We start from the raw sequence: 22736 nt of genomic DNA on the forward strand, positions 1-22736 counted from the left end.
CGTATGCGGTCCGGTCTGCACGTCGCGGCCGGACGCAGGCAAGGCTGGCTGGAGGGCTGGAGACTGGGCGCCTGCCGGCGGATCGCGGACGAGACGCCGCCGCCCGCCGCGCATCGCAGGCCCTGGCGCGTGATGTACGTGCCCCAAGGCTTCGACGCCATCGATCAAGGCGTCGTCGCCGCGCTTGGGGAGACGACGCATCTCATCGTCGCGCCGCAGGCGGAGATGCTGTCGTACGCGGAGATCTACCGGCCCGATGCGGTGCTGGTGATGAACGGCCTTCATACGTTTCCCGCCAATCAACGGGAACAGATCGAGGGAATCCGCAATCTCGGCATCAAGACGGCGATATGGTTCGTGGATGATCCTTATGTATCGGGCGATTCGGCAGAGATCGCGCCCAGCTACGACTTCGTGTTCACGCACGAGCGGAGTTGCGTGGCGCGGTACGCGGAGCTTGGATGCGCGCAGGCGTATCATTTGCCCCTCGCGGCCGATCAGGAGCTGTTCAAGCCGATGGCCGTCGAAGAGGCATACAGGACGGATATTTGCTTTATCGGCGTCGCTTTTCGGAACCGCGTCGAGCTGTTCGACAGCATCGCGGATTTTCTGAAAGACAAAAAGGTGCTCATCGCGGGCAGCCACTGGGACCGGCTGCGCCATTACGGCCAGCTGTCGAAGTTCGTCCGCAGCGGCTGGATCGAGGTGCCGGAGACGGTCAAGTACTACAACGGCGCCAAGATCGTCATCAACATGCATCGGACGACGGAGCCGCTCAGCGACAACAAAAACACGCGCCATTGGGAAGGGCACTCGATCAATCCCCGGACGTTCGAGATCGCGTCCTGCGGCACGCTGCAGCTGACGGACCTGCGTCCCGAGCTTCCCGAATACTATCGGGTGGGGCAGGAGATGGCGTCCTTTTCCAATTCGCAGGAGCTGAAGGAAATCATCGATTATTATTTGCGCAACGAAGAGGAGCGGCTCAAGGTGGCGGCCCGCGGCTACCGGCGGACGCGCGCCGAGCACACGTTTGTCGGCCGGGTGAAGCGGCTGCTCGATACGATGGGGCTTGCGGATCCCGCGGAGCCGCCCGCAGGGGAGGGATGGACGGTTGGCTAAGATCGTCGGAGTAAGCAGAAAAAAAGCGGTCGCGGCGTCGAGAAAGAGACGCAGCCGCGCCACGGCCGGCGTCGACGGCTTCGGCCTGGGATGGCAGCACGGGTATTGGTACGGCCAATGCGAATCGATCATCCAGCGTACGATCGTGCCTTCCTATATTCGGGAGCTGCACGTGCTCTTCATTACCTCGGGCAAAGGCTTCCCGTACAGCCCGCTGGACGAAGCGGTCGGGCAGACGCTCATGCAGCTCGTATCCCGGCTGTCCGTCATGTCGCCGAAGGACGATATCATCGGCTTCGCTTCCCGCGAGATGCCGACGCTGGCCATCGTGCTGGACGGACTGGATTTTCCCGTATCCACGATCGATACGCTCCGCTCCCTGGGCATTCGCACCGCGATCTGGTTCACGGACGATCCTTACTACACCGAGGTGACGGCGGATCTGGCGCCGCACTACGACTTCGTGTTCACGCTGGAGCGCAATTGCGTGCCGTTCTACGAGCAGCGAGGCTGCGCCCGGGTTCACTACCTGCCGCTCGGCGTCCACACAGCCGACTTCCGGCCGCGTAATCCGCGGCACGAAATCCGCGGCGACATCTGCTTCATCGGCAGCGCCTACTGGAATCGGATCCGGCTGTTCGAGGAGCTGCTCCCGCGCCTGTCGAGACGCAGATTCAGGCTGTCCGGGCTCTGGTGGGATCGGCTGTCCGACTATCCCCGCTGGCGGGACCGGATCGATCTGGGCAAATGGATGGGACCGCTCGAGACCGCGGAGCAATACAATGCGCACAAGATCGTCATCAACGTCCATCGGGCGCACGACGACAGCACGTTTAACCGCAATCTCTACAATATCCCGGCGGTCTCCCCGAACCCGCGAACCTTCGAGATCGCCGCCTGCGGCACGCTGCTCATGAGCGACAACCGCGAAGACCTGGCCCAGTTTTATACGCCGGGCGTCGAGATCGTCACCTACGACTCGGCGCAGGACATGGCCGACAAGATGGATTATTATCTCACGCACGAAGAAGAGCGCCGGCAGATCGCCCTTCGCGGACTGTACCGGACGCTGAGGGATCACACCTACGTGTCCCGCCTGTCGCAGCTGCTGGACCTGGCCACGATCCCGCTGGCGTAACATTTTTCCAAAGGAGATGAGGGGCTGTGGGCGGAAAGCCGAAGCTGCTTCTATTCTCCCATCTCAGCGGCGTCGACGTGATGACCGGAGCGGAAAAGCTTTTCCTGCTCTTTATCCGGGAGCTCGCATCGCACTTTGACTGCAGGCTGGTCGTGCCGCAGGAGGGCGTGCTGGCCGTGCAGGCGCGCGCCGCCGGGATCGGGACGCTTGCCATGGAGCTGCCGCTCAGCCTGGCGCTGTTCAGCGCGCTGCCGCAGGTCGACGCCGAGGTCGGCGCGCTGCCTTCGCACCCGGCATGGGAGCCGCTCGTTTTTCTGATGCTCCGCGAATCGCCGGACTATGTGTGGACCAACACGACCGTGCATCCGATGCCGGCGATGGCCGCGACGTCCCTCGGCATTCCGACGATCTGGTCGGTCATGGAGACGATGCGGGCTACGCCGAACCGGCCGGCAGCGGCGGCGATCGTCAGTCTATACAGCCAACTGATCGTCGGCATCTCCGATAGCGTGCTGGAGCCGTACTTCGAATCCGGCGCGGCCGGCAAAACGGCCGTGCTGCGTCCCTACGTCGAGCCGGCCGCGCACGCGCCCGAGCGTTGGCCGGAGATCCGTGCGCGGCAGCGCGGCCGGCTCGGCTTCCGCGAGGAGGACTTCGTGACCGGCTTTGTCGCCGCCACGATCTACCCGAACAAGGGGCTGCTCGAATTCGTACATGCGATGATCCCGCTTATGAAGCAGCATTCGGGCGTCCGAGCGATGATCGTCGGCAAATCGGTCGACGAACCGTACGTTCATGCCTGCAGGGATCTGATCTGGCGCCAGGGTCTCAGCAGCCGCTTCGCCTGGATGGAGTTCCGCGAGCGGATTGAGGAGATCTACGCTCCGATGGACGCGGTCGTCGTCCCGAGCCTGGTGCCGGAGGGCTTCGGCATGACCGCGCTTGAGGGGATGATGTTCGGCAAGCCGGTCGTCGCCTTCGCGGCGGGCGGGCTGCGCGAGATTTTCGAGCAGGCGGAAGCAGGGGCCTGGCTCGTGCCGACCGGGTATGCGCAAGGGCTGACGGAACGGCTGCACATGCTGATGAGCAACCCGGCGCTGCGGCAATCGCTCGGCGCGCACAACGCCAGCGTCGCGGCAGAGCGCTTCGGCGTCCGGCAATTCCGCGAGGCGCTCGGCGCCTGGCTGCGCCGTCTGCCGCCGCCGGCGTCGATGCAGCCGGAAGCCCCGCCGCCCGAGATTCCGCAGCACGGGCTCGTGCGCGGCGCGGGCAGCGGCGCGGTCTACTTGATTCAGCACGGTCGCAAGCGTCCCTTCGTTTCGCCGAAGGCGCTGCGGGACCACGGCTTCCGCTTCGAGGACGTCCGCAACGTCCCGGATCTGGTCCTTGACTTCATCCCGGACGGCGAGCCGCTGCTCGAAGCGCATGCGGGAAGACGCCGGCCGCGGCGGGGCCGGGGACGCAGCCGGCTGAGAAAGCGCGGCCGCTCGCGCATTCGCGGGACGCGCGTCCGCGTGTCCAGGCGCCGGGGGCGCAGCCGCAGGCGCGTCGCCGTGCGAAGCGCCGGCCGCAAGAGAAGAAGATCCGCATCAGCGAGGAAAAGGAAAGGAAGATGATGGCATGCGAGTCGTCACGATCCTGGGCACGCGGCCGGAGGTCATCCGGCTCAGCCTGCTCACGCGCCTTCTGGACGATCTCTCAGGTCGTCACGTCATCGTGCATACCGGGCAAAATTTCTCGCCGCGGCTGAACGACATTTTCTACGAGGAAATGGAGCTTCGTCAGCCCGACGTTCAAATTACCGCACGCAAAGAAACGGTCGGCGCGCAGCTGTCCGCCACGTTCGCCGCAGTCGAAGAGGTGCTGCTGCGCGAGCGGCCGGACCGCGTGCTGCTGCTGGGCGACACGAACAGCGCGCTGTGCGCGGTGCTTGCCGAGCGGCTCGGCTACCCGGTCGTGCATATGGAAGCGGGCAACCGCTGCTTCGACCTGGCCGTGCCGGAGGAGAAAAACCGCCGTATTATCGACGCGGTATCGACCGCCAATCTCCCTTATACGGAGAACAGCAAGCAAAATCTGCTGCGCGAGGGCTTCCCCGTCGCACGAATCTTCAAGACGGGCAATCCGATCTTCGAGGTGCTCGAGCACTACAAGCCGAAAATCGATGCAAGCGACGTGCTGAAACGGCTCAAGCTGCAGCCCGGCGGCTACCTGCTCGCTACGATCCACCGCGCGGAAAACGTCGACGATCCGGGACGGCTGCGGGAAATCGTGACCGGCCTCGGCATGGTGGCTGAGCAGCAGGGGATGCGGCTCATCTGCAGCCTTCATCCGCGGACGCGCTCGCGCCTCACGACCGACATGGCGGAGCTGATTCACCCGCTGCTTGAGTTTCACGAGCCGTTCGGCTTTTTCGATTTTGTCCAGTTGGAGCGCAGCACGCGTTGCGCGTTGACCGACAGCGGCACGGTGCAGGAGGAATGCTGCATCTTCCAGGTGCCGGCCGTCACGGTGCGGCGGACGACGGAGCGGCCGGAGACGGTCGATTGCGGGAGCAACATCGTGTCCGGCGTCGAGGCGCGCGCGATCGCGCGGTCCGCGGACGCGATGATCCGTCTCGGCACGGGCTGGCAGCTGCCGGAAGGCTATGGAGACCGTCAAGTATCTGCAAAGGTGGCCAAATACGTGCTTGGAGGGATTATGGATGTATGAAGGCAAACGCATCCTCGTAACCGGGGGCACCGGCTCGTGGGGGCATGAGCTGGTACGTCAGCTGCTCTTGCTCGGACCGAAGGAGATCATCGTCTATTCGCGGAGCGAGTCGAACCAGGTGGCGATGAGCCGCGAGTTCGAGGACGCGAGACTGACCTTTTTCATCGGAGACGTGCGGGACCGCGAGGCGCTCTCCAAAGCTTGCCAGGGCGTGGATATCTTGTTCCACCTGGCGGCGCTGAAGCATGTGCCCGTATGCGAGATCCAGCCGTACGAAGCGCTCAAGACCAACGTGCTCGGGACGCAAAACGTCATTGAAGCGGCGATCGAAAATAAAGTGGACCGCGTCATCAACATCTCGACCGACAAGGCGGCGAATCCGTCCAACTTTTACGGCATGACCAAGGCGATCGGCGAAAAGCTTATCGTGTACGCAAACCTGCTGAAGTCCGACACGAAGTTCGTCTGCGTCCGCGGCGGCAACGTGCTGGGTACGAACGGCAGCGTCATCCACCTGTTCATGGATCATATCAAAAACCGCGGCCAGGTCAACTTGACGCACCGGGACATGACGCGCTTCTTCCTCACGCTGGAGGATGCGATTACGCTGTTGTTCAAAGCGGTTGAGGTCAGCGTAGGCGGCGAGATTTTTGTCATGAAGATGCCGACCTGCCGGATCATCGACCTGGCCGAAGTGCTGATGGACGCGATGGGCAAGTCCGCGGAGGTCGTGGAGACGGGCGTGCGTCCCGGCGAAAAGCTCGACGAGATTCTGCTCACCGAGTACGAGAGCCAGAGCACCGTCGAGTACGACGATCAGTACCTGGTCATCCTGCCGACGCTGGAGCTCGAAGGCCTGCAAGCCCATTACGATGCCTACCCGCGCGCGGAACTCCACAGCTACAGCTCGGGGACCGGACTCATGAATCATGAAGAGATCCGCAGCATGCTGGTGCGTGGGGGGTTCCTCCAATGAAGGTGCTGGTGCTTGGCGGAAGCGGAATGGCGGGGCATGTGATCGCGGCTTATCTGCTGAAGCGCACCGGGCACGAGGTGACCGTCACGGTACGGACGGCCGGGGATATCCCGGTCGTACGGCAAGCCTGCGGCGTTGCGGATAGCGCGGCGCAGGCCGGAGCTGCGGAAGACGGCGGCCGGACGGCGCTTGCCGTCCGCGTGCTGGACGTTCGGCGCTTCGAGCAGGTCGCGGATCTGTTTGCCGAGACGCAGCCCGATCTCATCGTGAATGCGGTGGGCGTGCTGAATCGGCAGGCAGAGGACCTCCCGCTGGACGCGTACCTTGTAAACGGCCTCCTGCCGCACTGGCTGCGCCATCTGTGCAGACGCGGAGGCGGCAGGCTGATTCATATCAGCTCGGACTGCGTGTTTCTCGGAGACCGGGGCGGCTATACGGAAGAAGAGCGGCCGGACGGCGAGACGGTGTACGCACGCAGCAAGGCGCTCGGCGAAATTACGGACCCTGCGTGTCTGACGCTTCGCACGTCCATCATCGGGCCCGAGCTGCGCAGTCACGGGATCGGTCTGCTCAAGTGGTTTCTGGGCAGCTCGGGCAGCGTGTCGGGTTACGTCAACGTTCAATGGAACGGCGTGACGACGCTCGAGCTCGCCAAGGCGGTGGAGTGGGCGATGGAGCACCCGGACGTCGGCGGTCTCGTGCATCTGACGGCGCCGGAGGCGGTCAACAAGCATGACCTGCTCGGCCTGTTCGCGGAGACGTTCGGACGGACGGACGTGAAAATCGTGCCGGAAGCGGAGCCCGCGATCGACCGCACGCTGGCGCCGACGAAAAGCGGCTTCGACTACCGGCCTCCGGGATACGCGCAGATGTTGGCGGAGCTGCGGCAGTGGATGGAGGGCGAGGCGGATTGATGCGGGTGCTGGTCACTGGCGCCGCGGGCTTCAGCGGCCGGCATGCGTGCGAACGGCTGGCGCGGGAGGGCATGGAGGTGACGGCTGTCGTGTCTCCGCGGTCTTCGGCGGCCGGCACGCGCCCGCCCGTATCGGGCGCGACGGCCGAGCTCGCCTGCGATCTGACGGACCGCGCGTCCGTCCGTTCGATGCTCGAGCAGGTACGGCCCGATGCCGTGCTCCATTTGGCCGGTCGCAACGCGGTGGACGAATCGTGGCGGTCGCCGGACGTCGTGCTGTCCGCCAACCTGCTGTCCACGGTCTACGTGCTGGAAGGCGTCCGCGCGCTCCCGGACTGCAGAACGCTTGTCGTCGGCTCGATGCTGAGCCCGCGGGCGAGCGAAGATCTGACGCGCACGCTGCATCCGTACGGCTTCAGCAAGGCGCTGCAGGTCACGGCTGCATTGGCCTGGCACCATTGGTATGGCCAGCAGGTTATCGTCGCCGAGCCGTGCAACCTCATCGGTCCCGGCGGCAGCGCCGGCATCTGCGGCAAGATCGCGCGCTGGGCCGCGGCTAGCGAGCGGGACGCGGGCGAGGGCCGCGAGCCGGAGGCGTTCCGGCTGTCCTCGCTGGAGGAGCGCCGCGATTTTCTTGACGTGCGCGATGCCGCCGCGGCATACGCTGCGCTGCTGCAGGCCGGGACGCCCGGCATTCGCTACGCGCTGGAGTCGGGCACGCTGCGCAGCCTGGGCGAAGTGAAGGCGGCCTTCGATCAGGCGAGCCGCGTGCCGCTGCGCTGGGAGATCGGATCGGCGGGCGGCCCTTCGCCGCAGGCGCGGCGCGCGGACGCCATCCGCGGGCTCGGCTGGCAGCCGTCCGTGCCGTTCGAGCGTTCGATCGCGGATACGTTGCAATCGGAGCGGGAGCGACTGGCCGGATCAGCTTGAACGGCTTGAACGGTTTGAATGCTTGTACGGCCAATGACCGGACGCATCAGTCTCACCGGGGAGGGGGAACCGCGCATGAGCGGCACAGGTGCGGGCAAGGGCGGCAGCCCGGGCGGCGGTCAGGACGCCGCACGGCCGAAGGTGACTGCCGTCATCCCTTTTTATAACGATCCGTATATCGGGGAAGCGGTAGAAAGCGTGCTGGCGCAGCGCTTCGAAGGGCTCGAGGTCATCGTCGTGAACGACGGCTCCACGCGCGAAGCGTGGCGGCTCGACCGGTATACGGGTCGCATCCATGTGCTCGGCAAAGCGAACGGCGGCACGGCGAGCGCGCTCAACCACGGCTTCCGCATGGCGCGAGGCGAGTACGTCGCCTGGCTCAGCTCGGACGACCGCTGGCTGCCGGGCAAGCTGGCGCGCCAGATCGAGCATATGGAGCGGACCGGGGCGGCGCTCAGCCACACCGCCTTCCGCACGATCGACGCCGCCGGCGTGCCGAGCTCGAAGCCGGTACGGCTCGCATTTGAGAGCCGGTACGACTTCTACCGGTCGTTGCTGCGCTCGAACGCGATCAACGGCTGTACGGTCATGCTGCGCAAATCGCTGTTCGAGCAGTTGGGCGGCTTTGACGAAGGCGCGGTTTTTACGCACGATTATGACTTATGGGTCCGGGCGATTCTGGCCGGGTACCCGCCTTCCTATCTGAACGAGCCGTTGACGGAATACCGCAAGCATGCCGGGATGGGGACCATTCTCCACAAAGCGGAAGCGGCGGCGGAATTCATGGCGACTGCGGCCAAGTACAGGGGAAGCCTGAGCCGGCTGCTCACCGCGCTGCGGCCGCCGGTAGGCAGGTAGAGATAAGGGAGGCTCGCGCAAAATGGAAACCGTTCAGCCGGGCAAGTGCGGCTGGACGGCTTTTTGCGTGCGGCGGGTGCGGCTCATTTTTAAGCGCAACATCAAAAAAGACGCCCGGCTTTTGTCGCCGCGGCGTCCCTTTATCGCGCAATCATCCGCCCACGCGGGCGATCAGCCCGTTCAGGCTGTGAACGTACCAGTTGTGAACCATAGCGAACTCTGCATTGACTTGGTCCAGATGGCGGGAGGTGCCCGAGTTGGCATGCCACCTGTAGGCGGTGAGCGGCGAGTTGACGAAGTGAAAGTCGAAGCCCGTCAAAATCACCCGCATCCAATAGTCGTAATCCTGGGTGTAGCGCAGCGCCTCGTTAAACCACCCGATGCGGTCGACGACGCTGCGATGCATCATGACGGTGCAGCCGTTGATCGGACAAAAGGTGTGAAGTCCGCGCAAAAAAGCCCCGGCGCTCGCGAACTTCACGGCCAGCTGCGGCTTGAGCAGCTCGCCGCCGGCGCCGATCAGGTCGAAGTCCGTGCTGCTGATCAGCGCGCCTCGGGTCATCATATGGCCAAGCTGACCCGCGACCTTGTGCGGATAAAAGATATCGTCGGAGCTGAGCCATGCGATATATTCGCCATTGGACATGCGGATGCCGTGGTTCAGCGCGCTCGCCGTGCCGCCGTTCGCCTTGCCCAGGTAATGAATCCGGGACCGGTACGGATCGAGCAGATGCTGATTCGCGGTCGATCCGTCGTCCACGACGATAATCTCGATATGCGGATAGGTCTGCGCCAGCGCGCTGGCGACCGCCTGATTGACGTAGCCGTCGTTATAAAAAGGGATAATAATGCTAACCAAGGGGCTCGACATCGCATGCCCTCCTTTCCCCGCCTCTTCTACATAACAGTCTATGTCCAAGAGGGAAAGGAAGGCACGACGCTTGACCGGGGGCAAGCGTCACGGATGGCCGACTGCTAACGACGGGGTGCGGTTAAATCAGAATGCCCAGCGAAGCAGCAGGCCCGCCTGCGTCAGGCCGCTGCCAAATCCGTAAAGCGCGACCGTCTGTCCCGCAGCGAGGCGTCCGTCTTTTACGGCGAGATCCAACGCCAGCGGGATCGACGCCGCCGACGTGTTGCCGTACGCTGCGGCGCTCGTCAGCGCGCGCTCGTAAGGCATATCGAGCCGCTCGCAGATCGCCTCGATCATGCGCAGGTTCGCGCTGTGGGGCACGAGCCAGTCGAGCGCCTCTGCGGAGAGTCCGCTGTCCTGCAGCAGGCTGCGCACGCCGTCCGGAACGGTGGAGAGCGCCCACTTGTATACCTCGCGGCCGTTCTGCACGATGCGTCCGTCGCCGGCGAGCGGCTGGCCGTTCCAATCGCTGGACAGGCCCGAGGCATACACGTGGATGCCGCCGCTGCCGTCCGTCATGGCGTGCGACGCCAGGAACTGCCCTTCCTCCGCGCGCTCGACGAGCACGGCGCCGGCGCCGTCGCCGAACAGGATGCAGGTGGACCGGTCCGTGTAATCCGTGATCTTGCTCAGCGTCTCGGCGCCGATGACGAGGATCTTGCGGTACATGCCGGTCAGGATCAAGCCGTTCGCCGTCTGAAGCGCGGAGACGAAGCCTGCACATGCGGCGTTCAGGTCGAACGCCAGCGCGGCCTTGAAGCCGAACGCCTCCTGCACGCGCGAAGCGACCGACGGGAACGGATTGTCGGCCGTCGTGGTGGCTACGAGGACGCCGTCGATGTCGTCGGTCGAGGTCGGGTATCTGCTTAAAAGATCGCGCACGGCGGCAATCGCGAGATGGCTCGTGAACTCGTCTTCGGCAGCGATGCGACGCTCGCTGATTCCCGTGCGGCGGACGATCCACTCGTCGTTCGTATCGACCATGGCGGACAGCTCGTCGTTGTTCAGAATGCGCTGCGGTACGTGGCTGCCGATGGCAGTAATAGCGGAGCGGGATTGGAGCGGCATTGTTAATTCCCTCCTCGGTTTAGCGTCAGGTATTAGTACCAGGTTTTAATTTTATTGTACGCCTTTGAAAAGAAAGAGTCAATTGCGTGGCGTCATAATTATAGATCACTCGTGCCATTTAACGCAGCAACCTTATGGCCAGCTAATTCTTGCCCGGCTGCGGATCTTCCTTTTCGAAGCATTCTTATTGCTCCGGAAAAGTGAAAGGACCGCTCACCTGTGGAATATCAGGCAAGCGGTCGTTGCGTAATCTGATTAAGGGCGTCCCGGAGAACCGTCCGGCAGCCTTGCCAGCGTCCATTCCGGCAAGTCGTTGCGGCACGGATACTTCGCCGCAAGCGTTTCGTTCAGCTCGATGCCCAGGCCGGGCTTGTCGTTCGCGTAGGCATAGCCTTGGCGAAGCTGCGGCGTACCGACGAACACTTCTTGCGCGCGCTCGGAGAATTGGTTCCATTCCTGGATGCCGAAGTTCGGCGTCGCCAAGTTGAGATGCAGGTTCGCGGCATGACCGATCGGCGATACGTCGCCCGGTCCGTGCCAAGCGGTGCGCACGCCGAACGCTTCGGAGAGCGCCGCGAGTTTCCGTGCCGGCGTGATGCCTCCGATGGCGCTGACGTGGCAACGGATGAAGTCGATCAGCCCTTGCGAAATGAGAGGCACCCATTCCATCGGATGCACGAACAGCTCGCCCATCGCAATTGGGGTCGCGCATTGCGCACGGATTCGCTTGAATCCATCCCATTGCTCCGGCGCTAACGCATCTTCTAAATAAAACAACCGATAGGGCTCGACGTTCTTCGCGAGGCGTACGGCTTCGCTGATCGACAGCCGTTCATGAATATCGTGAATCAATTCGAGTTCATCCCCGACGTTCACGCGGATGTGCTCGAGCATCTTCGGCACGCTGCGCGCGTAGGCGTCCGGATCGAAATACGCACCAAACAGCGAACCTTCCGGCGGCTTTACGTCATGCCGGCCGCCATAGCCCCCGAATTGGCAACGAATGTGGCGAAGGCCGTCCGCCATGAATTTGCGGACGTTGTCTTCCAGCTCGCTGAAGTCGCGTCCGTCCGCGTGACGGTATACCGCGGCCGCTTCGCGAACCTTTCCCCCGAGCAGCTCGTACACTGGCAATTTCGCCAGCTTCCCCTTGATATCCCAAAGCGCCATATCGACGCCCGAAACCGCGTTATTTAGTACCGGCCCGTTACGCCAATAGGAGCTGACCATGGCGGTTTGCCAAATATCTTCGATTCGGCGCGGATCTTTGCCGATGAGGAACGGCTTCATGTAATCCTCGATCGCGCTGGCAACGGCTAAATAGCGTTGCGTAAAAGTCGCGCAGCCTAATCCGAACAGGCCCGGCTCGGACGTCTCGACCTTCACGACGACCAGATTGATGTTGTCCGGCGCAGTCAGAATCGTCTTTACGTTCGTGATTCTCAAGTTGTTCATCTGCGATTCCCCTCCTGATTGTTCTTCGACGAAGGCATAGACGCAGGCTTGACCGCCGTGCCCCAGTTGTTCTTCCCGTCTTCCGGCATGCCCGGAAGAATCAAGCCGCCGTCCACACGCAGCGTTATGCCCGTAACATAAGAAGCTTGCTCGGATGCGAGCCACATCACGGCTTGCGCGACATCGTCCGGCTCACCGATACGGCCGAGCGGAATGCATTCGCCAAGCACTCCCGGCTTATGAAAAGCGTTTACGTGGATGGCGCCGGGCGCAACGCAATTCACGCGAATGCCATAAGGCGCGAGCGAAAGCGCGATCGATTCGGTCGATCGCTCCAGGCCGGCTTTTAACCCGCCGTAGACGGCGTCTCCCGGGTAAGCACGGGTGCCGCGGGACGAACTGATATTGACGATCGCCCCCTTGATGCCGTTATCGACCATCCGATCGGAGAACTCCCGCATCAGTATGATCGGCGCGCGATAATTGATCGCGATCATCTGATCCATCATGTCGATCGGTTCGTTCACGAATTCCGCAAACCCGCAAATGCCCGCGTTATTGACGAGCAAATCGACATGGCCCAGCGCGTCGATCGCTTGCTTCGCCAATTCGAGCGCGCCGTCTTGCGAGCCGAGATCGATCGGAAATACAGGGCAGGGCTCTCCCGAAATGGCTTCGATCTCCGCTGCCGTTCGTGCCGCGCGTTCATCGTCGTTCCAATGGCCGAACGCGACGCGGTAACCTTCCTTCGCGAGCCGAAGCGCGATGCCTTGCCCGATGCCGCGACTGCCGCCGGTCACCAATGCTGTCTTCATCTTTATGTTCACGCTCCTTACGCTATAAAAGCAGGCTGCCGAAACAGCCTGCTTCTTGCGCTACGTCATCACATTATTGAACGGCGACTTTGTCGAAGCTTTCTGATTGCACTTTGGCAGCAGCGGTGTCGAGCAGCTTTTGCGTATCCGCGTTTTTGTTCGACAGAACGGCCTGCACGGCAACCGTCATTGCGCCGTAATACGCTTGCGCTTCATATTGCGCTTCCGGCTTACCGACTGCGTAATCGTAGTATTGCGGATCGTATTTCCATACGTTATCGTATTTGTCATAGATCGCGGACATTTGTTTGCCGTAGTCGGAGTCGTTCTTGTAGTAGTTAAGTTGGCCTTGAACGTAGAATTTGCCTTGGTCTTTTTGCTGCTTCACGAGATCTTCCGTAGCTTGAAGGCCTTGGTCCTTGAAGTAATCGAACGTCGTCCAGTCGAACGCCGCTTGCTTTTGTTCAGGCGTAGCATTAGCGTTGATAACGCCGAAGCTGCCGCCGAGTACGCCGACGTGTTGGCCGCCGGCTTGCGCGGCAGGCATCGGATAGACAACGAAGTCATCGAGTTTCCAGTTGCCGTTGTTCAGCGCTTGATTGATAGCGTCAGAGGGTCCTACGTAGACCATAGCCGCGCTGCCTTGCGTGAACGCGCCTACTGCGCCGCTCCAGTCGAGGGACCAGGAAATCGGGAACGCTTGGTCTTCCCATTGCAGCTTTTTGTAGAAGTCGAGCGCTTGCTTACCGGCGGCGCCGTTGAACGCTGCCTTTACTTTGCCGTCAGCCACGGTTTCTACTTCGCCGCCTGCTCCGTAGAGGAAGCTTGTATAGCCCCAGCCGGCTTCGTTGCCCTTACCCATGACGGCGATTCCCGCGATTCCTTTGGATTTATCGCTGACTTGTTTCGCAATGTTGGCGAAGTCGTCCCAAGTCCAGTCCATCGAAGGAAGCGCGATTCCTTTGTCATCGAGCAGCTTCTTGTTGATCGCTACGCCGATCACGTATCCGGAATCCGGAATACCATAAACCTTGCCGCCAATCGTATACGCAGAGGTCAGAATCGGGTTAAAGTCGTCTTTGTGCGGGTAATTCTCGAGGATATCTCCCAGGTCTGCAATCCAGCCCTTGCTGGCCAGGAAGTTGCCGTCCGTCGCGAATGCCCCGTAAACGGTCGGCGCATCGCCGGAAGCCATCTTGATCCCGATTTCGTTCGGGTTATACTGCCAGTCGGTCGTCTTGACCGTTACGTTCGGATAAGCCGTTTTAAAACGAGCCAGCTTGTCGTCGAATGCAGCGACTGCCACCTTGTTGTTCGGATCCGGCGCTACGACGAGGATGTCGACGGGGCCGGCGGGCTTCGTTGTTTCCGAGGCAGGTGCCGATGCCGACTCAGTTGGCGATGCCGATGCCGAGGCAGGCGCTTGCGAGCTTGCCGAATTACTTGCGTTGTTGCCGTTGTTGTTAGAGCTGCAACCTGCCATTGTGACAGTCAACGCAACCAAACCGAAAGCCATTACATTGCGCAACTTCATGTGTAACCCCTCCGAATATGTTTGATGAACTGTGGTACAACTGCATCATAACAACAAATTTTCTGGACAACGATGTGCGTTCCGGGGAAAAATGTGCTTAATACGATTAATGTAGAAAACACTTACATTTGTAAAAAACAGACTGCTATCGGCCCTCAACCACGATGTGCAATACGAAGCGTTCTGTGTTCGATCCGGGTAATTGTTCGGTCTCGCAAGGACGGACAATAACAAATAAAAAAGGGGACGCCATTCCGTTGAATCGGAAAAGGCATCCCATTTTTATATTCGGCAGTCTTAACTGTCCCCTATGACGATCTCTTATTGAACGGCGACTTTGTCGAAGTTTTCCGATTGCACTTTGGAAGCGGCTTCGTCGAGCAGTTTTTGCGTGTCCGCGTCCTTGCTCGACAGAACGGACTGAATGGCAACCGTCATTGCGCCATAGTACGCTTGCGCTTCATATTGCGCTTCAGGTTTACCGACCGCGTAATGATAGAATTGCGGGTCGTATTTCCATACGTTGTCGTATTTCGCATAGATCGCGTCGATCTTCTTCGCGTAGTCGGAGTCGCTCCTGTAATAGCTAAGTTGACCCTGGACGAAGAATTTGCCTTCGTCTTTTTGTTGTTTCACGAGAGCTTCTTGCGCCTTAATGCCTTGATCCGAGAAGTAGTCGAACGTAATCCAGTCGAACGCCGCCTGTTGTTGTTCCGCCGTAGCGTTAGCGTTGATAACGTAGGAGTTGCCGCCGAGAATGCCGACGTGTTGGCCGCCGGCCTGCGCGGCAGGCATCGGATAGGCTGCAAAGTCATCGACTTTCCAGTTGCCGTTGTTCAGAGCGGCAGTGACAGCGTCGGTAGGCCCTACGTAGACCATAGCCGCACGGCCTTGCGTGAACGCGCCCGTTGCGCCTGCCCAGTCGAGGGTCCAAGAAATCGGGAACGCACGGTCGTCCCACTGCAGCTTTTTGAAGAAGTCGAGCGCTTGCTTGCCGGCGGCGCCGTTAAACGTTGCCGTTACTTTGCCGTCCGCTACGGCTTGTACGTCGCCGCCTGCTTCGTAGAGGAAGTTCGTGAAGCCCCAGCCGGCTTCGTTGCCTTTACCCAGTACGGCAATTCCCGCGATTCCTTTGGCCTTGTCGCTGACTTGTTTCGCGATGTTCGCGAAGTCGTCCCAAGTCCAGTCCATCGAAGGAAGCGCAATTCCTTTGTCGGCGAGCAGCTTTTTGTTGATCGTTACGCCGATCACGTATCCGTAGTCCGGAATCCCGTAAACCTTGTCTCCGATCGTGTAAGCAGAGGTAAGAATCGGGTTGAAGTCGTCTTTGTGCGTGTAACTTTTAAGGATGTTCGTCAGGTCGGCGATCCAGCCTTTGCCCGCGAGGAAGTTGCCGTCCGTCGCGAATGCCGCGTAAACGGACGGCGCTTGGCCGGAAGCCATCTTTATACCGATTTCGTTGGGGTTATACTGCCAGTCGGTCGTATTGACCGTTACATTCGGATATGCGGCTTTGTAACGAGCCAGCTTGTCGTTGAAAGAAGCGATTTGCGTCGGATTGTTCGGGTTTGCGGCTTGAATGAGAATTTCGACCGGTCCGGCACCGGATTCGGATGCGCCCGGGGCGGAGATCGAAGAATTTCCCGAATTCGTGTCGCAGCCTGCGAATACGACGGTCAACGAAACCAAGCCGTAAGCCATTACATTGCGCAGCTTCATGTATAACCCCTCCGAAACATTTCAGTGAGCGTACGTTTGCATGGCCGAGGCGGATATCAGCCTTTCACGCTGCCCAAATTCGTGCCTTTCACGATATATTTCTGAAAGAAAACGAAGAACAAAATCGGCGGAATGACCAATAAAAACGATACCGCGAATTTAACGTTCCAAGTGATAACTTGCGAACCTATTACATATCTGTACACGGCGGTCGCAAGCGGCCACATGTCTTGTTTCTGCAAGACCATCCATGGCCAGAACCAATCGTTCCACGACGAATTGAAGCTGAAGATCAGCAGCGTGATGTATACCGGTATGGACAGCGGCACCGCGATTTGAAAATACGCGCGGAATTCCGAAGCGCCGTCCATACGAACCGATTCAAACAATTCTTTGTGAATCGTATTGAAAAAACTGCGTAATAAAAGTAGATTAAACGCGTTGGCCGCCGAAGGCAACCAGAAAGCCCAAAACGTGTTGATCAAATGCAAGCTCTTCAGGTTCAAGAAGTTCGGAATGATATAAGTCGTCGGCGGAATGAGCAGCGTCGTCATGAAGAACAGAACGAAGAAGCGGCGTCTCGGTACTTCCAAGTGGGACAAGGCATATGCCGCAAAGCCCATGATGACCATGGAAAACCCGAGATTGCCTATCATGATCGCCAACGTATTTTTAAGGTAATGCCAGATATCAAGGAATTTCCAAGCCTCCGCATAGTTATGCCACATCAACTTATGCGGAATATATTGTACGGGAAAAACAAAAACCTCCTGGCGCGTCTTGAGCGAGTTCAACAAGGTCACTGCGAACGGAATGAGCGTGAATAGCCCGAAGATCGCGATAAGCACAATCATTAAAGCGTAGCTAACGACGATGGACGGTTTTCTGAAATCGTAACGGGAGAAAATCCCGCGCTCGAAAGGATTTTTTTTCATTTGGCGAACACCCCGTTCTTATCCCATTTCATGTAGAAGAACGAGAGGATGCCTAGCACGATCAGCATCATAACGCCCATCGCGGAAGCCGTGCCGTAGTTTTGGTACGTGAAGGCTTCGCGAATGATCATGAGACCGTAAGTCAACGTCGAGTTCACCGGACCGCCGTCGGTAAGCACTTTTTGCGATTGGTAGCCTTGCGAGGTCCCGATCAGCTGGAGCAGGAGCATCAGCATGAGCAGATGGCGGATGCCCGGCAGCGTGATGAAGCGTACGCGCGCCCATACGCCGGCGCCGTCGATTTCCGCCGCTTCGTACAAGTCGCGCGGAATGCCGGCAAGACCCGCGATGTAAATGATGAACGCGCCGCCGAATTGTTGCCAGGTCTCCATCAGCACGATGGAGGGCATCGCCCACTTCGTATCGGTCAGGAATCCGATCGGGTTCATCCCCAGCTTGGTCATGAGCGAGTTGAACGGACCGGTACCGTCGTAGAACCAGAGCCACATGCTGTACAACGCCGTAGAAGGAATCAGCATGGGCAGATACATAACGGTACGCGCAAGGCCCTGGAACTTCCGCAGCTCGGATACGACGATGGCGAAGAAGCAAGGTACCCAGTAGCCGAGCAGGAGGCATAACGCCATGTAATAGACGGTGTTGCGAACGGATATCCCGATCTCCGTACGATGCAGAATATCTTTGTAGTTGGCCAGTCCGACGTAGTGCATGCCCTTGACGAAGTCCACGCTCTGGAAGCTGTAAAAGAAGCCTTTTACGATCGGGACCCACAAGAACAACAAGAATACGATGACTTCGGGGAGCAGAAACAGCAACCCCCAGCGATACTTGTAAATCCATTTTTTCATGTTTCGGCACCTCCAATACGAATGAATGCTTGTATTATAGAGGCGCCGACGCAAAAGAACGATGTGCGTTGCGAGGCGTTCTGTGGTCTATCCGGGGATTTGATCAGCCTCGAATTTCCGAAGGGCTGACTCCGTAGTATTTTTTAAATATTTTGCTGAAATGCTCCGGCGTTTCGTAGCCGATGGCTTCCGATATCTCGTATCGCTTCATATCGGTTGTCATCAAGAGGTGCTTTGCCTGTTCCATCCGCAGTTTAAGCACGTAATCCCAGACCGTCATTTTCTTGAATTTGCGAAACAAATAGCTGATATGGTTCGTACTGAGATGCACCTTGTTCGCTATGTTCTGCAGCTTGAGCCCCTTAAGGCTATACGATTGCTGTAAAAACGCCTCGATCTCGAGCAGGATGCTATGGTTGACCTTGCCGAATTGCTCCTGTCCCTTATCCGAGTTGTCGGGTTCCGCGGCATAAGACTCGAAATCCTGCGCGAAGAAGACCGATTGATCCGGCATCATCTCGCTCCAGGATAACGCCTTAACGGCCTCGCATTTGAGCGAGTATAACGAATCGAGGCCGCGCTTGAAGCCGCTGATGCCGATAAGGTTGCCGATGTGCAAGTAATGGCGGATGTTCTCGTGAATGAGCTGGCTGACAATGCCAAGCTTCACGCCATGATGGGAAAGCAGCGAAGCGTGTTCCGCTTCGTTCAGCTGCAGGAGGACGGCCAGCTCTCCGCCAAACTGCGGAATGACGAGGTGGCTCCAATCGACGAGCGTCTCGGAAATGACGTTCGCCGCGGCGAATTTAAACAAGTTTTTGTCCTTCAGCTTCGTGATGGCGCCCTGCTGATTGCCGCCCGCGTTCAGGTCCAGCTGGACACGCATCAAGCAGTAATACGGCCCTTCCAGGCTCACATGCGCTTCGTCCAGCGCCGCGCGCACTTCTTCCTCGCGCAAGTTCGGCGTGTCCAACACTTCGTTGAGCAAATAGTTCTCCTGCAGGGTCGACTCGGACGACGCGAACGGCTTCGCGAGCGAGACGCGCGTCAGCTCTTGCATCGACCGATCGCTTGCATTTAGCCAAACCTTCACCGATTGCAGCAGCTGCGGCACGTCGAGCGGCTTCACCAAATAATCCTTGGCGCCCAGCCGCATGGCTTCCTGCGCGTAAGAGAAGCGCTCGTACGCGGAGATCAAAATGATCGGCAAATCCGGTTTTTCGATATAGTTGGCAGCGAGCAGCTCAAGCCCGGTCATCTCATCCATCCGAATATCCGAGATCATCAGATCGATCGGCTCCATTCGCAGGTAGTCGAGCGCTTCGTAGCCGTTGTGCGCCGTAAACACGTTGTCGATGCCCAAATCGGATTGGAGCAAGATGGTGCGAATCCCCTCGCAAATGTTCAATTCGTCATCGACGACCAGTACGTTACTCATGTTGTTCTCCTCCGTTCTCCGTGTATGGGGCTTGACTCGGAATGATAAGCCGGGCGATCACGCCGCCTCCTGGACGCGCCTCGTAGGAAAGACCGTAGGCGTCGCCGAAGTGCAGTTGGATCCGTTGTCGTACGTTGCGAATGCCGTAACCGACAGGTTTACCGGTTTGGCCAGCAACGATTTCGTTTAGCCGTCGGATATCGACGAATTTATAACCGTTGTCGGATACCCTAAGGATGACATGGCCTTCGTGATCGCCATGAATTTGCACGACGATCTCTCCGTCGTCCCCCATTTTGGCGATCCCGTGCAGAATGGCGTTTTCCAACAGCGGCTGCAGCGTGATCTTCGGAATGAGCACGGCTTTAACGGTCTCGTCGATCTCCCATTTCACGCGGAACCGCTGCTTGTCGCGTTTCTCCTGCAAGCGAATATACGCTTCGGCATGCTCGATTTCCTCCGCGATGGCGATGAGATTCCTGCCCGAGCTGAGTCCGATCCGCATCAGTTTCGACAGGTCCTTGACCATTTCGGCGACTTCGTTTTCGCCAATGGCGACGCCATGCCAATAAATCGACTCCAGCGTGTTGTACAGCATGTGCGGGTTGATCTGCTGGTGAAGCATGGAAAGCTCCGTTTCCTTCTGCTTGATCTCCAGTACGTATTGCGTCTGGACCATTTCATTTAAACGCCGCATCATTTTGGAGAAGGAGAACGTCAGACTTCCGATTTCGTCCAGACGTCGGCTTGGGTTAATCACTTTGAACGCCGTTTCCTTGCCCGGTACGTACGATCCGACCAATGCGCTCAGCTTGCGCAGCGGCGACAGGATCGAACGCAGGAAGAGGGCGACCGTCATCGCGACGATGAACAAATAAATGAGAGTCAGATAGAGAATGACCCGCTGCGATAGATTCCCTTGGGATGTAATGTCCGCAAGCGGCGTCAGTATAATCAGCTTTGTATTGTAATTAGAGCTATAGTGATACGCCAGCAAGTAATTGACATGGTCCAGACGCACGATGGAATTGCCGCCGTTTCCTATGAGCAAGTCGTCGGGAATCCGCACCGGCGTACCGAGACTCTGGTTGGTTACGCTCGTAAGAATATGGTTGGCGTCGTCCGTTAAATAGATTTCGCTATTGGACGGCAGCTGGATCTCGTTCAACTCGTTCGTTAACGTCTTCTGTAAATCCGCGACGGCAATCAAGCCGATGTCCGGCCCGTTCTGCAGATCCTTCACGATACGGAGGAACGTCAGCGTTTTGCCCGGCTGCGCGACGCCGAAATGATCGAGCACTTGCAAGAACCCTTTGCCCTTGAGCGATACCGCTTGCTGATACCAATCGCTCTCTTTTGGATCGATAAAAAAGATACCGCTTTCAAGCTGTTGGTAGCTCGGAGCGAACTGAAAGTTTTCAGGATGCTGCATCGGGAAAAACAAGGAGTATTTCAAGCCCTTGTAGAACGCTTCGCCGACGCTATATTTCTCGACGACTTTCCCTAATGCGATGTAGCGTTTGACGAAGTCGTCGGTCGTTCCCTCTTGCACTTCGCCCATATCTTGCACGAGAGGCTCCTGGATCAGCTTGATCGTGCTCTCGTCGATGCCGAGTAAATCCCGGTCGAGCGTCGTATGCGTTTGCTTCGCAAGCTGCAGCATCGTACGACCGACCTGGGCCTTCGTCTCCTGCGCCGATAACATGTTCGCAACCCAGCTGGTGACGAGAATCGGCGTGATGATCATGATTAAGTAGAGCAAAGTCTTCGTTCGCAGACTGAGTCCGCTAAACCAGTTGAACATTCGCGAGGACCCCGTTTCAAGCATCTGCTTATTTATGTTACAAGTATGCAATCTGTTGATGGTTGTAATGTATAACTTTGAGTAAAATTTACATCACGAATGCCGATAAGTAAAGGAATAATTGAGTTTCGTAATGTTGACATGTATACTTGTAATCATTAAATGGAAGATGGAGCTAAAGATGGCTAAAAAGCGAAAAGCGGATTCGCTATACATGCAAATTCAATCGTATTTGCTGGATGGCATACAGGCAGGGAGATGGAAGGCAAATGAAGCCCTGCCTTCGGAGAATGAATTATCGTCTCAATTCGGCGTAAGCAGAATCACGATCAAGAAGGCCATGGATCTGCTTGTGGAAGAGGGTATCGTATATCGGATTCAAGGCAAAGGTTCCTTCGTATCGGCTGACGGAAAGCCGGTCTTATACGAGCAGCAGAATCGTACGAACGCGGCGAAGCCGATCATCGCCCTTGTGATGCCGCGAGTGAACAACCAGTATACCGGAAATCTGCTGATGGGGATCGAGGCAGCCGTACAAGCAGCGGGAGCCAAGCTGCTGTTCGGAACGGCCAACGATGATCCCGAGAAGGAATCTCAGCTTATCTCCGAAGCATTGGAATGGGGCGCGTCAGGTATTATTATTTATCCGTCTAATTGCGAAAACTATAACGAGGAAATCCTTCGACTGACGTTGTCAGGCTTCCCGATCGTCGTTATTGACCGTTATATACGAGGCGTGGAGACGAATTGCGTTCTGTCCGACCATGAAGGAGGCGCCTATGAGGCGGTCAGCTACTTGCTGGATTCAGGACATCGCAACATCGCGTATGCTTCCGCGGTCATTCCGGGCACCACAAGCCTTGAAGATCGGAAGAATGGCTACTTGAGAGCGATGGGAGGGACGCCTTCGGCCCGCATTTATGAACTGACGACTACGGATACGGAGGAAGCCGAGGAGACGATCCGTTCCTTCTTGGCGGACCGACCGGACATCACCGCCTTCTTCGCAAGCCACTATTCGATCGGTACTCGTATTCTTCGGGCCTTCGAAGGGACTGGCGTTCAAGTGCCGGAGGATCTCTCGGTCGTATTCTTCGACGACTTCGAGAACTCCGAGCTGTCGCGTGTGCCGCCGACCTGCGTGATCCAGCAAGAGGAGGAAATCGGGAAGAAAGCTGCCGAGCTTGTGATTTCCATGTGTCGAGGCAAGGGATCCTCTCGCACTCGAATCGTACTTCCGACCAAGCTGGTCGTTCGCGCTTCTACGGGCCCTGTGCCGCACAGAAGTCGGATGCATAACGAACGGCTTCTCGGTATACCCCGCCAATAACATAAAAAAGCGACGCCTGCTCCGAATCTTAATTCGGCTGGCGTCGTTTTTCGTTCTCGATTGTTGTTTGCGCACATCATTATGCGTGGATCGCACATGGCGTATCCTGTTCGTTCGTTATACGCTTAGTATCTTCTGAAGCACGTCGATAAACAGGAAAAATAGGATGACCTGCAAACATAATTTGGATAAGGGAGTAATCATAGG

The 22736-nt window shown here is 58.5% G+C and carries 19 protein-coding genes; 9 read left to right on the plus strand and 10 right to left on the minus strand.

The window, feature by feature from the left end; all coding sequences use genetic code 11:
• The first annotated feature begins 3 nt into the window (after positions 1-3).
• From ACFSR7_RS20355 to ACFSR7_RS20390, 8 genes are all read left to right on the plus strand, one after another.
• A complete protein-coding gene (locus tag ACFSR7_RS20355) occupies positions 4-1122 on the plus strand; it encodes a CgeB family protein (RefSeq protein WP_378164774.1) in 1119 nt (372 codons plus the stop codon).
• Positions 1115-2260, plus strand: a complete 1146-nt coding sequence (locus tag ACFSR7_RS20360) for a CgeB family protein (RefSeq protein ID WP_378164775.1) — start codon at positions 1115-1117, stop codon at positions 2258-2260. Before ACFSR7_RS20355 ends, ACFSR7_RS20360 begins: the two co-directional genes overlap by 8 nt.
• A gap of 26 nt (positions 2261-2286) precedes the next feature.
• Positions 2287-3876, plus strand: a complete 1590-nt coding sequence (locus ACFSR7_RS20365) for a glycosyltransferase family 4 protein (protein WP_378164777.1) — start codon at positions 2287-2289, stop codon at positions 3874-3876.
• Between the two features lie 4 nt (positions 3877-3880).
• The gene (gene wecB / locus ACFSR7_RS20370) at positions 3881-4972 is read left to right on the plus strand and encodes a non-hydrolyzing UDP-N-acetylglucosamine 2-epimerase (protein WP_378164778.1); all 1092 of its coding nucleotides are present in this window, start codon (positions 3881-3883) and stop codon (positions 4970-4972) included.
• Entirely contained in the window at positions 4965-5948 is a 984-nt protein-coding gene (locus ACFSR7_RS20375; protein WP_378164780.1) for an SDR family NAD(P)-dependent oxidoreductase, read from the plus strand. Before wecB ends, ACFSR7_RS20375 begins: the two co-directional genes overlap by 8 nt.
• Positions 5945-6862 (plus strand): dTDP-4-dehydrorhamnose reductase family protein, encoded by a 918-nt coding sequence (locus tag ACFSR7_RS20380; RefSeq protein WP_378164781.1) that lies wholly within the window; start codon positions 5945-5947, stop codon positions 6860-6862. Before ACFSR7_RS20375 ends, ACFSR7_RS20380 begins: the two co-directional genes overlap by 4 nt.
• Positions 6838-7791, plus strand: coding sequence for an SDR family oxidoreductase (locus ACFSR7_RS20385; protein WP_378164783.1), 954 nt, complete (start codon positions 6838-6840; stop codon positions 7789-7791). The genes ACFSR7_RS20380 and ACFSR7_RS20385 overlap by 25 nt, the downstream gene beginning before the upstream one ends.
• Positions 7792-7866: 75 nt before the next feature.
• Positions 7867-8649 (plus strand): glycosyltransferase family 2 protein, encoded by a 783-nt coding sequence (locus tag ACFSR7_RS20390; RefSeq protein ID WP_378164785.1) that lies wholly within the window; start codon positions 7867-7869, stop codon positions 8647-8649.
• A gap of 151 nt (positions 8650-8800) precedes the next feature.
• On the opposite strand, the gene ACFSR7_RS20395 is transcribed toward ACFSR7_RS20390, so the two are convergent.
• The 10 genes from ACFSR7_RS20395 to ACFSR7_RS20440 form a co-directional block, all read right to left on the minus strand.
• Complete coding sequence (locus ACFSR7_RS20395; RefSeq protein ID WP_282907411.1) at positions 8801-9520, minus strand: glycosyltransferase; 720 nt, start codon at positions 9518-9520, stop codon at positions 8801-8803.
• A 126-nt stretch (positions 9521-9646) separates the two neighbouring features.
• On the minus strand, positions 9647-10630 hold the full coding sequence (locus tag ACFSR7_RS20400; RefSeq protein ID WP_378164787.1) for a ketoacyl-ACP synthase III: 984 nt from the start codon (positions 10628-10630) through the stop codon (positions 9647-9649).
• Positions 10631-10885: 255 nt separating this feature from the next.
• Positions 10886-12085, minus strand: a complete 1200-nt coding sequence (locus tag ACFSR7_RS20405; protein ID WP_378164789.1) for an enolase C-terminal domain-like protein — start codon at positions 12083-12085, stop codon at positions 10886-10888.
• Positions 12082-12900 carry an SDR family NAD(P)-dependent oxidoreductase gene (locus ACFSR7_RS20410; RefSeq protein WP_378164791.1) on the minus strand — a complete coding sequence of 273 codons (819 nt, stop codon included), beginning with the start codon at positions 12898-12900 and terminating at the stop codon, positions 12082-12084. Before ACFSR7_RS20410 ends, ACFSR7_RS20405 begins: the two co-directional genes overlap by 4 nt.
• Before the next feature lie 73 nt (positions 12901-12973).
• A complete protein-coding gene (locus ACFSR7_RS20415; protein ID WP_378164793.1) occupies positions 12974-14434 on the minus strand; it encodes an ABC transporter substrate-binding protein in 1461 nt (486 codons plus the stop codon).
• Positions 14435-14755: 321 nt separating this feature from the next.
• On the minus strand, positions 14756-16153 hold the full coding sequence (locus ACFSR7_RS20420) for an ABC transporter substrate-binding protein (protein WP_378164794.1): 1398 nt from the start codon (positions 16151-16153) through the stop codon (positions 14756-14758).
• 56 nt (positions 16154-16209) lie between these two features.
• Positions 16210-17088: a carbohydrate ABC transporter permease gene (locus tag ACFSR7_RS20425; RefSeq protein WP_378164795.1), complete on the minus strand. Its 879-nt coding sequence runs from the start codon at positions 17086-17088 to the stop codon at positions 16210-16212.
• Positions 17085-17957: a carbohydrate ABC transporter permease gene (locus tag ACFSR7_RS20430; RefSeq protein WP_378164796.1), complete on the minus strand. Its 873-nt coding sequence runs from the start codon at positions 17955-17957 to the stop codon at positions 17085-17087. Before ACFSR7_RS20430 ends, ACFSR7_RS20425 begins: the two co-directional genes overlap by 4 nt.
• A gap of 103 nt (positions 17958-18060) precedes the next feature.
• Complete coding sequence (locus ACFSR7_RS20435) at positions 18061-19395, minus strand: response regulator (RefSeq protein ID WP_378164797.1); 1335 nt, start codon at positions 19393-19395, stop codon at positions 18061-18063.
• On the minus strand, positions 19388-21199 hold the full coding sequence (locus ACFSR7_RS20440) for a cache domain-containing sensor histidine kinase (RefSeq protein ID WP_378164798.1): 1812 nt from the start codon (positions 21197-21199) through the stop codon (positions 19388-19390). The genes ACFSR7_RS20435 and ACFSR7_RS20440 overlap by 8 nt, the downstream gene beginning before the upstream one ends.
• A 181-nt stretch (positions 21200-21380) precedes the next feature.
• Between ACFSR7_RS20440 and ACFSR7_RS20445 the strand changes: the two genes are divergently transcribed.
• Positions 21381-22529 carry a GntR family transcriptional regulator gene (locus ACFSR7_RS20445; RefSeq protein WP_378164799.1) on the plus strand — a complete coding sequence of 383 codons (1149 nt, stop codon included), beginning with the start codon at positions 21381-21383 and terminating at the stop codon, positions 22527-22529.
• Positions 22530-22736: the final 207 nt, after the last annotated feature.

The sequence above is a fragment of the Cohnella sp. GCM10020058 genome (genome assembly GCF_042683485.1).
GTDB lineage: Bacteria > Bacillota > Bacilli > Paenibacillales > Paenibacillaceae > Cohnella.

What these genes read in the sequence shown, in the direction of transcription:
- ACFSR7_RS20355 (WP_378164774.1), top strand. Translation starts at nt 4, where the DNA reads ATGCGGTCCGGTCTGCACGTCGCGGCCGGACGCAGGCAAGGCTGGCTG.
- wecB (WP_378164778.1), top strand. Translation starts at nt 3,881, where the DNA reads ATGCGAGTCGTCACGATCCTGGGCACGCGGCCGGAGGTCATCCGGCTC.
- ACFSR7_RS20375 (WP_378164780.1), top strand. Translation starts at nt 4,965, where the DNA reads ATGTATGAAGGCAAACGCATCCTCGTAACCGGGGGCACCGGCTCGTGG.
- ACFSR7_RS20380 (WP_378164781.1), top strand. Translation starts at nt 5,945, where the DNA reads ATGAAGGTGCTGGTGCTTGGCGGAAGCGGAATGGCGGGGCATGTGATC.
- ACFSR7_RS20390 (WP_378164785.1), top strand. Translation starts at nt 7,867, where the DNA reads ATGAGCGGCACAGGTGCGGGCAAGGGCGGCAGCCCGGGCGGCGGTCAG.
- ACFSR7_RS20395 (WP_282907411.1), bottom strand. Translation starts at nt 9,520, where the DNA reads ATGTCGAGCCCCTTGGTTAGCATTATTATCCCTTTTTATAACGACGGC.
- ACFSR7_RS20400 (WP_378164787.1), bottom strand. Translation starts at nt 10,630, where the DNA reads ATGCCGCTCCAATCCCGCTCCGCTATTACTGCCATCGGCAGCCACGTA.
- ACFSR7_RS20405 (WP_378164789.1), bottom strand. Translation starts at nt 12,085, where the DNA reads ATGAACAACTTGAGAATCACGAACGTAAAGACGATTCTGACTGCGCCG.
- ACFSR7_RS20410 (WP_378164791.1), bottom strand. Translation starts at nt 12,900, where the DNA reads ATGAAGACAGCATTGGTGACCGGCGGCAGTCGCGGCATCGGGCAAGGC.
- ACFSR7_RS20415 (WP_378164793.1), bottom strand. Translation starts at nt 14,434, where the DNA reads ATGAAGTTGCGCAATGTAATGGCTTTCGGTTTGGTTGCGTTGACTGTC.
- ACFSR7_RS20420 (WP_378164794.1), bottom strand. Translation starts at nt 16,153, where the DNA reads ATGAAGCTGCGCAATGTAATGGCTTACGGCTTGGTTTCGTTGACCGTC.
- ACFSR7_RS20425 (WP_378164795.1), bottom strand. Translation starts at nt 17,088, where the DNA reads ATGAAAAAAAATCCTTTCGAGCGCGGGATTTTCTCCCGTTACGATTTC.
- ACFSR7_RS20430 (WP_378164796.1), bottom strand. Translation starts at nt 17,957, where the DNA reads ATGAAAAAATGGATTTACAAGTATCGCTGGGGGTTGCTGTTTCTGCTC.
- ACFSR7_RS20435 (WP_378164797.1), bottom strand. Translation starts at nt 19,395, where the DNA reads ATGAGTAACGTACTGGTCGTCGATGACGAATTGAACATTTGCGAGGGG.
- ACFSR7_RS20440 (WP_378164798.1), bottom strand. Translation starts at nt 21,199, where the DNA reads ATGTTCAACTGGTTTAGCGGACTCAGTCTGCGAACGAAGACTTTGCTC.
- ACFSR7_RS20445 (WP_378164799.1), top strand. Translation starts at nt 21,381, where the DNA reads ATGGCTAAAAAGCGAAAAGCGGATTCGCTATACATGCAAATTCAATCG.